The organism is Acinetobacter lwoffii, from assembly GCF_024129435.1.
In the GTDB taxonomy this organism is placed as follows: Bacteria; Pseudomonadota; Gammaproteobacteria; order Pseudomonadales; family Moraxellaceae; genus Acinetobacter; species Acinetobacter lwoffii_F.
The window spans coordinates 26,493-38,024 of the sequence record NZ_JAMXXN010000007.1 but is presented as its reverse complement, the minus strand read 5'-3'; the positions used below and the strand labels follow the sequence as shown (position 1 = coordinate 38,024).

General features: G+C 44.9%; 7 protein-coding genes. 4 read left to right on the top strand and 3 right to left on the bottom strand.

Features of this window, described 5'->3' with window-relative positions; all coding sequences use genetic code 11:
* Nucleotides 1-150 precede the first annotated feature (150 nt).
* Nucleotides 151-1,416, bottom strand: a complete 1,266-nt coding sequence (locus tag NI455_RS06455; RefSeq protein WP_253113283.1) for a glutamate-5-semialdehyde dehydrogenase — start codon at nucleotides 1,414-1,416, stop codon at nucleotides 151-153.
* Nucleotides 1,417-1,738: 322 nt separating this feature from the next.
* Here NI455_RS06455 and NI455_RS06450 point away from each other — a divergent pair, with 322 nt between their 5' ends.
* Nucleotides 1,739-3,076 carry an alpha/beta fold hydrolase gene (locus NI455_RS06450; protein ID WP_005103184.1) on the top strand — a complete coding sequence of 446 codons (1,338 nt, stop codon included), beginning with the start codon at nucleotides 1,739-1,741 and terminating at the stop codon, nucleotides 3,074-3,076.
* A 28-nt stretch (nucleotides 3,077-3,104) separates the two neighbouring features.
* On the opposite strand, the gene NI455_RS06445 is transcribed toward NI455_RS06450, so the two are convergent.
* Nucleotides 3,105-3,968, bottom strand: a complete 864-nt coding sequence (locus NI455_RS06445; protein WP_005103190.1) for a class I SAM-dependent methyltransferase — start codon at nucleotides 3,966-3,968, stop codon at nucleotides 3,105-3,107.
* 123 nt (nucleotides 3,969-4,091) lie between these two features.
* The gene (gene nagZ, locus NI455_RS06440) at nucleotides 4,092-5,114 is read right to left on the bottom strand and encodes a beta-N-acetylhexosaminidase (protein ID WP_005245961.1); all 1,023 of its coding nucleotides are present in this window, start codon (nucleotides 5,112-5,114) and stop codon (nucleotides 4,092-4,094) included.
* 199 nt (nucleotides 5,115-5,313) lie between these two features.
* Here nagZ and NI455_RS06435 point away from each other — a divergent pair, with 199 nt between their 5' ends.
* The 3 genes from NI455_RS06435 to NI455_RS06425 all read left to right on the top strand — a co-directional run bounded on the left by NI455_RS06435 (nucleotide 5,314) and on the right by NI455_RS06425 (nucleotide 11,525).
* Nucleotides 5,314-7,500: a carboxy terminal-processing peptidase gene (locus NI455_RS06435; RefSeq protein ID WP_253113148.1), complete on the top strand. Its 2,187-nt coding sequence runs from the start codon at nucleotides 5,314-5,316 to the stop codon at nucleotides 7,498-7,500.
* Between the two features lie 435 nt (nucleotides 7,501-7,935).
* Nucleotides 7,936-9,789, top strand: a complete 1,854-nt coding sequence (locus NI455_RS06430; RefSeq protein WP_253113144.1) for a putative bifunctional diguanylate cyclase/phosphodiesterase — start codon at nucleotides 7,936-7,938, stop codon at nucleotides 9,787-9,789.
* A gap of 143 nt (nucleotides 9,790-9,932) precedes the next feature.
* Nucleotides 9,933-11,525, top strand: a complete 1,593-nt coding sequence (locus NI455_RS06425) for a peptide chain release factor 3 (RefSeq protein ID WP_004647433.1) — start codon at nucleotides 9,933-9,935, stop codon at nucleotides 11,523-11,525.
* Nucleotides 11,526-11,532 lie beyond the last annotated feature (7 nt).

The window sequence follows — 11,532 nt, the reverse complement described above, 5'->3', positions numbered from 1 at the left end:
GGCAAATATTGTTTCTAAATACAATTCTATAAAGAGATTCATCAATAAAATGACCTGAAGGTTCTGATCCATGTATTTCAGTGTGAATTTATCTGTCCATAAAAAAACAGCCTCACACATGAGGCTGTTTTAAATGAGCGATCTGAATACTTATTGGCGAATCTGACCATCACCAAAGACAATCCATTTCTGCGAAGTCAGGCCTTCAAGACCGACTGGGCCACGAGCATGGATTTTATCGGTCGAAATCCCGATTTCTGCGCCTAAGCCATATTCAAAACCATCTGCAAAACGAGTAGAGGCATTGATCATGACCGAACTTGAATCTACACCCGCCAGAAATTCGCGTGCCAGACTGTAGTTTTCCGTAATAATAGAATCAGTATGATGCGAGCCATATTTGTTAATGTGCTCAATGGCTTCTTCTATACCAGAAACAACTTTGATCGCCAGAATCGGGCCCAGATACTCGGTATACCAGTCTTCTTCGGTTGCTGTAATGACTGCATCTCCAAGAATACGCTGGGTTTCCCGGCAACCACGCAGTTCGACTTTTTTCTCTTGGTATAGCTCTGCGATGCGTGGCAAGAATTCTTCAGCGACTTTTTCATCGACCAGCAGGGTTTCCATGGCATTACATACGCCATAGCGATGGGTTTTGGCATTGAGCGCAATCGGCAAGGCTTTTAACAAGTCTGCTTGAGCTTCCACATAGACATGACAGTTGCCATCTAAATGTTTAATGACCGGCACACGTGCTTCCTCGGTAATCCGTTCGATCAGACTCTTGCCGCCACGAGGCACAATCACATCCACATATTCGGTCATGGTAATCAACTGGCCAACAGCAGCGCGGTCAGTCGTGTTTACCACTTGTACGGCAGCCTCAGGTAAGCCTGCGACTTTCAGGCCATGCTGAATCGCGACAGCAATGGCCTGATTTGATTCCAGAGCTTCTGAGCCACCCCGTAAAATAATGGCATTGCCTGATTTGAGTGCGAGTGATGCAGCTTCCAACGTGACGTTAGGACGTGACTCGTAGATCATGCCGACCACACCCAAAGGCACACGCATCTTGCCCAGTTGAATCCCGGATGGGCGATAAGCCATATCACTAATTTCACCAATCGGATCTTTCAGGCCAATGACATCTTTAAGGCCCTGTAACATACCTTTAAAGCGTGCGGGGTTGAGTTCTAAGCGATCAAGCAGGGCTGAGTCCAGATTGTTGTTATGCGCCTTGGTCATATCTTTCTGGTTAGCAGCCAAAATAGCAGCCTGGCTATTTTCCAAAGCCGTATAAATAGCGGATAACGCATTATTTTTAGTTTGGGTGGACGCGCGAGCCAAAATGCGAGAAGCCTGGCGTGCCTGCTGTCCTACCGTTTGCATGTATTGTTCAATAGACTCTTGCATAGCGGTTTGATCACTTAGAAATTTCATTTCGATATTAACAGCCTGTTGCTGCACAATGAAGCCCATCTGTTAAAAATCATCCGTTTTCGCAGACTTCTAAACATTTTGAAATTGTTTTCTGTTTAAAAGCAGATAAGTGGTCAATCAAGCGGTTGCTTGTGAAAAGCAGCTCTGTATAGAATGAAACACGCGACATTGATGTCATTTATAACTATTAAAGAGCAGGATGCGTGTTCAGGCACACCGGAATGCGCCTGAAATATAAGATCTGTTAAGCATGACTTGTACAATAAAAATAAGGCAAGGACGGAGGAAAAGGAATATGAATTCCATCATTCATATGGATGCCCATGTATTGGAACAACCTAGCCATAAGGGCTTTTTTGATCTTTATGATAAGCACAGTTTTAAGCAGCCGCCACGTACGACTTGGATGGAGGGCTGGAAAATCGAATATATGGCGATCGCCCGTCCGGATACCTTACATTTAAGACCCATGGTGATTATTGGGGGAGCTTTCCAGAATTTTAATTCCTACAAATACTGTGTAGAACAGCTTTTTGATGCAGGTCCCATCATTCTGATTGACCTACCGTCCATGGGGGCCAACCAGCAGATTAGTAATGTCGATACAGGGCTGTCTGCCGGAACACTGGAGCTTGAAGACCTTGCTGCGATGCTGGGGCGCTGGCTGGAACAGATGCAGCTGCCGCAAGTGGCAATTCTAGGCATGTCCTTGGGTTCAGTGGTGGCTTCCTGTTTGGCAGATCAGCGTCCTGAACTGGTCGATCGGATGATCCTGATGGGTGTGATGCAGAAAACCCGTAAAAGCTGGCGGATGCTGCTGGAAGAGTCTTTGCATCTAATGAAAGAACAGCGTATGGATGAATTTGGTCAGGCCGTCATTTTGTACCTGGTGAATCATGCACGTTTAACAGAAACCCGGATGTCACCGACTGCAAAGCGTTTGTTCTTTAAACAGATGGCGGAATTTACGGCCACCGAACAGGATCGTTATGATATCAATTGCAACCGTTTATTGCGTCTGACCAATGTGCCGATTCCACAGTGCAAAGTGCTGGTGGCATGTGGGCAATATGACAGTTTTACCTTGCCACATGAGAATGCCAATTTTGCCCTGCAATGTCCGAATATGCAGTATGTACAAATTGCAGGCGCCGATCATGTACCGCAGTTACAACGTCGTAAAGAAACCATGCATCTGTTTGCAACCTTCTTACGTGATGAACCGGTCGATCAGTTGCCGGGAATTATTCCGTTTAGCCCTGAGCAGATACAGCAGCTTGAACGTCGCGGTGAAGAGCGGATTCAGGTGCAAGATTCACAGCGTTTCCTCAGTCATCGTCATTCTGATCTCATTTTAAAAGCAGAGATCGTGGACATGAATTTCTTTGGGGTATTGCTGGAGTTAGATGTAGAACAGGCAGTATGCGCAACAGCTTATCCACGTGATCTGGCCTTGCATCTGGAAGATGAAGTTGGGGAATTTCAGATTGAGTGCCTGATCTTTGAACAGGATGATACTCAGCTGCGTGCTTTATTCAAACATGGCAGTTTTGAAGTCGCAGAACGCTTATTACGCTTTGTACAAATGCAAAAAGTACTGTCACAAACTGAAGTATTTGATGCAGCAATTTAAAAAACAGCAGCATTAAAAAACAGCGTACTTAAACGCTGTTTTTTTTCACGGCATGAATCATCCAGACCAGATCACCTAAATGTTCATCCTGTTCATGAGTCGGGTTTGGCTGATGAGGCTCGGCAAAATAACGTTGTGGTTGTTGTACCTCAACCTGGTCAAATCCTGCATCTTGAAAAAAGTGCTGTAGTTCTTGAGGGGATTTAAAATGAAAGGTAAACGCACTGCGAGACATGAATTTAAGCAGACGGCTACTGCTCCAGATAAAGTTCGCTAGTTTATTTTTCACCGGTTCGGGGTAAATATCGCTGAGATAGTGAACTGCCGGGAAATACTGCGCATTTTCTGTAATACCCTGCATCAGAATGCGTAACATCTGCTGATCAAAATAATTAATCAGTCCTTCACTAATGACCACTAAGGGCTGGTTGCGGTCAAACATCTGAAAAATACAGTCCAGTTCTTCACTAAAAATATCGGCAGTCAGGACTTCAGGTGCATGCTGATCAATTTGCTGTAAAGCCTGCGTCTTGATCTTGGCCATATCAGGCAAATCCAGTTCACGATAATTAATCTCTGGAAATTTCTGTCTGAAATTCCAGCTTCGTGGAGATAGTCCGCAGGCAATTTCAAGAACCTGAAGTTGTGGATGTTGCTCAATTAGTTGACACAAATGCTCATCAATCATTTGATGACGCTGCTTAAGTGTCGTACGCATGCTACCGCCGACATGGCGTTCTGCCCAGGATTCAAGTGGGTGAAGCAGTTTGGCCAGAATTTTACCTTTAGTGGTCGCAAAGGCTGGATGCGAGATCCCCATTTGATACCAGATATAGCCGGTATAGTGCGCAGTAAATGAAATATGGCGATGTTGTGAAAGTGTTTCTGTCATATCGTTCTTACCTTATTGTTATTTTTAAATTGATTAAATAATTGTGTAACCTTTTCATTACTATAATTAAAAAGGAACACTTTGTCGTGTTCCTTTTTTTTGTGTTGACTGGATTAAAAAGCTTTAGCTCATCTGCTGTTTGAACGCCACTATTTCATCACGGATATTGCGCCATGCTTCTCCCAGATCAAGCTCTGACCCAATCTGGATGTTCGGGATGTTGCCGCGCATACGTTCCAGACGTTGCTGGTTCGGAAGGGGCAGATCAACAATCCCTTCCAGTGCAATACATTGTGCTGCACGATCATTGCAGACTAGCCCCATATCACAACCCGCTTTGAGTGCGGCCTGAATTCGGGCATCGGCACCGCCTGCGACACAGGCGGCCTGCATGCTTAAATCATCTGAGAACAGGACACCGTCAAAACCAAGCTCCTGACGTAAAACTTTCTGAATCCAGAATTCAGAGAATCCGGCTGGATTTAGATCAACTTGGCTATAGATGACATGAGCCGGCATCAGCGCATCCAGTTGTGATTGCAGTTGGATAAATGTTTGCATATCTTTTTGCTGAATCTCTGTATAAGAGCGCGTATCAATTGCTGCAGCAACATGCGAGTCCGCTTTGACCGAGCCATGACCGGGGAAATGTTTACCAGTTGAAGCCATACCGGCACGTTTCATACCTTTTAGAAATGCGCTGGCGAGTGGAATAATGTCCTGGATATTTTGGGCAAAGCTACGATCACCGATCACATCACTGATGTCATTCAAGTCCAGTACTGGGGCAAAGCTGAAATCAATTCCGACAGCCAGCACTTCAGTCGCCATCAGCCAGCCGCATTTTTCAGCCAGCTCTAGGGCGCTTTGTGGATCGCTCGTATAAAGTTCGCCAAATTTTCCTATGGCAGGCAGCAGGGTAAAGCCCTGTCTTAAACGCTGGACACGACCACCTTCCTGATCGACCGCAATTAAAATATCAGGACGCACCTGACGCATATGATCGGTCAAAGCACGGACTTGCGCTGGAGATTCGATATTGCGACCAAATAAAATCACTCCACCGACTTGCGGCGCACTTAATAGTTCAATATCTTCTTGAGTGAGGGTTGTGCCTGCGATGTCGAGCATCAATGCGCCAATCATATGCGGAATCCGTTTTAGAGTTTTCGGAGAAAACAATACCTGAATTCTGCAATGATTTGCTACACTTTGTCAGCACAGAATATGATAAAACTACACGACATAAACATATTAAGTTGTTTAAGATGCTGAATACGTTAAATTCTGGTCGAAAAGCAACACGGTCACATTGGTCTCTAGGCCAAGGAAGTACGAATTATTTATGAAATTTCAAACTATAGCTTGCGCAGTTGCGATTGCGACAGGTGGATTCTTTTTTACCCATGTAGTGAATGATGCGATTGCGGCCAATAGTAATGAAGTGGTCAGTAAAGCAATTCAGCCATCTCAAGAGCAGGCGCTGGTGTCACGTCAGCTGGCAACCCTGGTTGACCGTCAGCATTATTTAAATATGCGTCTGGATGCCCAGACTTCGCAGCGTATTTTTGATTTCTATATTGATAGTCTTGATCCGGAACACAGTCTGTTTCTGGCCCCAGAAGTTGAAAACTATAAGAAACGCTACGGTGCCAATTTTGGTGCCAATCTGAAAGCCGGCAATTTGTCTGGTCCTTATGAAATGCATGCGCAATATCAACAGCGCTTGCACCAGTTCTACACCTATATGTTGAATGAGCTGAAAAAACCGCAAAATCTGAATCAGCCGAATGTTTATATCGAAACGGATCGTGAAAAAGCACCGTTCTTTAAAACTGAAGCTGAACAGCGCGCGCATTGGTCAAAAATGCTGGTGTCTCAGTTGATCAATCTGACCATTAGTAAAGAAGAGGAATTGGCCAAGCAGAAAGCCCTGAAAGCCAATCCGGAACTGGCCAATGGACAAGACCTCACGGGTCCTGAAGATCTAACGCCTGCGCAAACCTTGACCAAGCGTTATACCCGTCAGCTGGAACGTCTCAGCCGCGTCAAAAGTGATGATGTGCTCGACAAGACACTGAACGCGATGATGCTGACTTATGATCCGCACAGCAATTATTTCCCGCCTGTGGATGCGATGGAGCTGAATCGTCAGACGACTTTACAGCTGGAAGGCGTCGGCGTATCGATTCGCCCGGAACGTGGCAATGAAGATTACACCAAGATTGAAACCATCGTTGAAGGTGGTCCAGCCAGCAAATCCGGTCAGGTGAAATCAGGTGATCGTATCATTGGTGTGGCCCAAGACGGCGAGCAAATGGTCGATGTCATTGGCTGGCCAAGTAATGAAATTGTCGGTCTGATTCGCGGTAAACGTGGCACTAAAGTCACTTTACGCTTACTCGGTGCGGGTGCTGCCATGGGGCAGGCACGTAATGTGACCATTACCCGTGACGTGATTCAGGAAGAAGATGCCGGTGTACGTACACGTGTAGTCGACATTCAACGCGATGGCAAGAAATATCAATATGGTGTGATCGAAATTCCGTCGTTCTACCTGAACTATCGCGCACGCCGTGCCGGTACCGATTATCGTTCGGTGTCTGAAGATACTAACAAAGCCTTGAAAGAGCTGGCAGCGAAGAATGTTGCCGGAATTATTGTCGATTTGCGGAATAACCCGGGTGGCTCACTAGAAGAAGTGGCACGTATGTTGGGGCAGGTGATTAAATCTGGCCCAGTGGTGCAGATTCGTGATGGTAATGGCAATGTTAGCGTCTTTGAAGATGATGATGGCGGTGCACAAACCTATGCGGGTCCTTTGGCAGTAATGATCAATCTGGCCTCTGCCTCGGCCAGCGAAATTTACTCCGCAGCGATTCAGGATTATGAACGTGGGATTGTGATTGGCAGTACCACCACTGGTAAGGGTACGGCGCAGGTGCAACTGGATAGCTTGGCCCATGGTCAGGCGACACTGACACAGCGTAAATTCTACCGGGTGACTGGTGGTAGTACCCAGAATAAAGGGGTTGTGCCAGACATTAAACTGGTCGATATTTATAATGAAGAGTTTGGTGAGCGTAAGGCTAAAAATGCCTTGCAGTGGGATACCATTCCAACCGCACCGTTTAAACGTGAAGGTGCAGTACAGAAATATGTACCTGAATTGGCTAAACTTTCTCAGCAACGGGTCGTGCTGGATTCTCAGTTCAAGTATCTGGAACAGCGTAAGGCGGTGATGAAAAAAGCCGAGGAAGAAAAGCGTCAGGTACTGGACTTGCAACAGCGTAAAGCAGAGTTGATTGCCATGGAGCAAAAAACGCTGGAGGCAGAAAATACCCGCCGTATGGCTACAGGTCTTAAACCTTATCCGAACTGGGAAACTTATCAGGCTTCAATGGATGCACTGATTGAAACCCGTGCCAAAATGAAAGCCAAAGAGCGTCCGGCGCTTCCTGAAGAAGAAGCCTTTGTGATCGAAGCTGCACATGTGTTGCTGGATTATGCCAAATTACAGAAAAAATCCTAAGATTTAACATTATTTATCATTCATTAAAATAGCCTGTTTCGACAGGCTATTTTTTTCTTTTGCAAATCTGCACAAAAGACCAAATAAAATTTTGCTATGAAGTGCCATCTGTCTAAATAAAAAGAAAAAAATTGTGATGGTGATCGAATAAATGAGCTAAAAAAATGAAGCTAAATATTTGCTTAAATTTGAAACACTTCTAATATATAAGTTGTATTTTATTTTTCTGTTGAGTTTTATTTTTGGGGCAATTCTCAACTTCAAAAGAAAGAAATATAAATTCTAAATTTTAGTTAAGACTGATGTTGTTGCAGACCAATTGGCTTGCATGGATAGTCAGTCTTGAGATTTTACTGAGTTCAAATTTGATCGGATGAAAATGGAAATATCAGTGCAGAGAATAATAAAAATGATCACCGATGGGGAACATTTTTTATGATTGATATTCAGCATGATATTGGTCTGTTCATCGGGTCCGTTCTTTCTGCATTGGTTGCTTGCTATCTCATCGCACGGATTAAAAAATTTGCTTCAGGCGCTTTACAGCTAAACTTTAAAACCTTCAATTTAATGCTAACCGCCATGCTATTGGGCCTATTCATATGGTTGATCCATTTTATTGGGCTGACAGCAAGTTTTGTGCTGAATAAATATGAGATGGATTTGGGCCTGATGCTCCTGTCTGTTCTGGTGATATGCATTGCATCTATGTTTATCCTCTGGTTAAGTACCAGAAGTACCTGGTCATTTTTCCGGTCAGTTCTCGTATTAGGTGTGATCGCACTCAGCATCTTTGGCATGCACTCTATTAGCATGATGTCATTCAATTTTACTGCCGCCCATATGCAACAGTCACCGGAATTAGTTCAGGCACATGATCAGCTATTTCTGGCCATGATACTGATGAGTGGATTGCTGCTGGTAACGCTGATTTGTATCATCGTGTCCGAACTGCGTGTGGGATTACGCAACCGTCAGCTTGCATGGGCGAATCAACAAATTGAAAATCAGACCATTCAGGACAATCTGACCAAATTACCTAACCGTTTGTATCTGGCTGAATATGCAAATCTGCTGTTTTCAGGTCAGTCCGAACAGCAGCATGAAATTGCTTTTTTATATATCGATCTGGATCGTTTTAAGGCAGTCAATGATGTGTTTGGCCATCTGGTCGGCGATCAGTTGCTGATTCAATTGACCACGCGGATTCATCTGTTATTAGGCCATCATTCCAAGCTGCTCAGAATCGGTGGGGATGAATTTCTGCTGGTACTGGAAAATACTTCAGTCGCCAAAGCTGCAAAAATGTCAGAACAGATTCTTGAACTGATTCAGGAAAGTTTCCTGATTGAAGGCAAGAGTATTCATATCTCGAGCAGTATTGGTATTGCCATGTATCCGGAACACGGCAAGAATTTACAGGATCTGCTGGTCAATGCTGATGCCGCCATGCTGAGTTCCAAGTATCAGGGGCGCAATACCTATTCAGTCTTTAATTATTCTACCGACCAGGATGAAAGCAAGAGCCAGAGTACCCTGATTAATGACCTATATATAGCCGTGGAAGAGCAGCAGTTTGTGCTGTTTTATCAGCCCAAGTTTCGGACCAAAGACCGTAGCTTGTGTGGGGTAGAGGCATTAATTCGCTGGAACCATCCCCAGTTTGGTTTGCTCGGCCCGAATCTGTTTATCAATGCGGCTGAAAAAACCGGACTGATTATTCAAATGGGCTATTGTGCATTGGAGCTGGCCTGTCAGCAGATTCAAAAATGGCAACAGACACATACTGAATTTTTCCCTATCGCGGTCAATTTGTCTGCAGTACAATTTGAGCATAAGCATTTGTTTAGTACTTTAGAAAAGTTATTTGCACAATATAAAATCAGTCCTCAGCATTTAATGATCGAGATTACTGAATCGACTGCCATGCATCATATTGATGTGAGTATGCGCAGCTTTAAGCGCTTAAGACAAATGGGCATCCGTCTAGCCATTGATGATTTTGGTACAGGGCATTCCAGTTTTCTCTATTTAAAGAATTTCGCCGTAGATGAGTTAAAAATTGACCGGGAATTTATCAAAAATCTGGCAGTCGGCTCCAAAGAGGAAATGATTCTGGAAAGCATTATTCAGCTGGCCATAAAACTGGGCTTGGTGGTGACCGCCGAAGGTGTTGAAACAGAAGCGCAAGCAGAAATTTTAACCCGGCTCGGTTGTGAACAGTTACAAGGCTTTTTGCTGGGCTTGCCGGTAGATGAACAACGACTAGAAAACTTACAATTCCGTTAATAGCGCTCTAATTCATTGAGCGTCAGGATAGACAACATGGCTAACGGAACTCCACCCTGAAACTCTGCTACAATATCGCCAATTTTTTTCATATTGATCGAATTTGATCTCGAATGCTGTGCATTGAGCAGTAGGTGTATTTCATGAGCTTTAAGCAAGAACTGGCGGCACAAGTCGCCCAGCGACGTACGTTCGCTATTATTTCCCACCCCGATGCCGGTAAAACCACCATGACAGAAAAATTGCTGTTATGGGGTCAGGCTATTCAGGTGGCCGGGATGGTAAAAAGCCGTAAATCTGACCGGGCCGCAACATCGGACTGGATGGAAATGGAAAAAGAGCGTGGTATCTCGATTACCACCTCGGTGATGCAATTTCCTTTTAAAGACAAGATGATCAATCTTCTGGACACCCCGGGACATGAAGACTTCTCGGAAGATACCTACCGTACCCTAACCGCGGTAGACTCGGCGCTGATGGTGATTGATGGTGCAAAAGGTGTCGAAGACCGAACCATTAAATTGATGGAAGTGTGTCGTATGCGCGATACCCCGATCATCTCATTCGTCAACAAAATGGACCGTGAAATCCGTGAACCGCTTGAGCTTCTGGATGAAATCGAAAACGTTCTGAAAATTAAATGTGTTCCGATCACCTGGCCGCTCGGTACTGGCCGTGATTTTGCCGGTGTATTCAATTTAATCGAAGAAAAATTCTACGTGTATAAAGCCGGTTTCGGTTCAGTCATTACCGAGATCGAAGTGCGAGATGGTTATGACTATCCTGATCTTCGTGAGAAAGTGGGTGAACTGGCTTGGGCGGCATTTGAAGAATCGCTGGAACTGGTACAAATGGCCAATGAGCCTTTAGATCGTGAAGAATTCCTGGCCGGTCGTCAAACGCCTGTGTTGTTCGGTACAGCCTTGGGTAACTTTGGTGTCGACCATGTTCTGGATGCCTTCAGTCAATATGCACCATCTCCTAAAGCCCATCCGACCCAAGATCGTGTTGTAGAAGCGGATGAAGAAGGCTTTACCGGTTTTGTCTTCAAGATTCAGGCCAATATGGATCCGAAACACCGTGACCGTATTGCCTTCATGCGGATCTGTTCAGGCAAGTATGAAAAAGGCTTGAAGATGAAGCATGTACGTTTGGATAAAGATGTGCGCATCAGCGATGCCTTAACTTTCCTGGCTGGCGATCGTCAGCATCTGGAAGAAGCTTGGCCGGGTGATATTATTGGTCTGCATAACCATGGCACCATTCAGATCGGTGATACATTTACCTCGGGTGAGAAACTTCAGTTTACCGGTATTCCGCACTTTGCGCCTGAAATGTTCCGCCGTGTCCGCTTGAAGGATCCATTAAAATCCAAGCAGCTGCAAAAAGGTCTGAAAGAGCTTTCTGAAGAAGGGGCAACCCAGGTATTCATGCCACAGAATAACAACGACCTGATCGTGGGTGCGGTGGGTGTGCTACAGTTTGAAGTGGTGGCTTACCGTCTGAAAGAAGAATACAAAGTTGATTGTGTTTACGAACCGGTCAGCATCAACACAGTACGTTGGGTGTCTTGCGATGACGAGAAGAAATTCAACGAATTCAAGAAAAAAGCTCATGACCAGTTGTCTGTCGATGGTGGTGGTCATTTGACATATCTCGCACCAAGCCGCGTGAATTTGCAGCTGATGCAAGAACGTTATCCGGACATCGTGTTCCACAATACGCGTGAACACTAAACTTTAA

Coding starts and splice junctions, on each gene's coding strand:
- NI455_RS06455 (WP_253113283.1), bottom strand. CDS start 1,416: ATGCAAGAGTCTATTGAACAATACATGCAAACGGTAGGACAGCAGGCA.
- NI455_RS06450 (WP_005103184.1), top strand. CDS start 1,739: ATGAATTCCATCATTCATATGGATGCCCATGTATTGGAACAACCTAGC.
- NI455_RS06445 (WP_005103190.1), bottom strand. CDS start 3,968: ATGACAGAAACACTTTCACAACATCGCCATATTTCATTTACTGCGCAC.
- nagZ (WP_005245961.1), bottom strand. CDS start 5,114: ATGATTGGCGCATTGATGCTCGACATCGCAGGCACAACCCTCACTCAA.
- NI455_RS06435 (WP_253113148.1), top strand. CDS start 5,314: ATGAAATTTCAAACTATAGCTTGCGCAGTTGCGATTGCGACAGGTGGA.
- NI455_RS06430 (WP_253113144.1), top strand. CDS start 7,936: ATGATTGATATTCAGCATGATATTGGTCTGTTCATCGGGTCCGTTCTT.
- NI455_RS06425 (WP_004647433.1), top strand. CDS start 9,933: ATGAGCTTTAAGCAAGAACTGGCGGCACAAGTCGCCCAGCGACGTACG.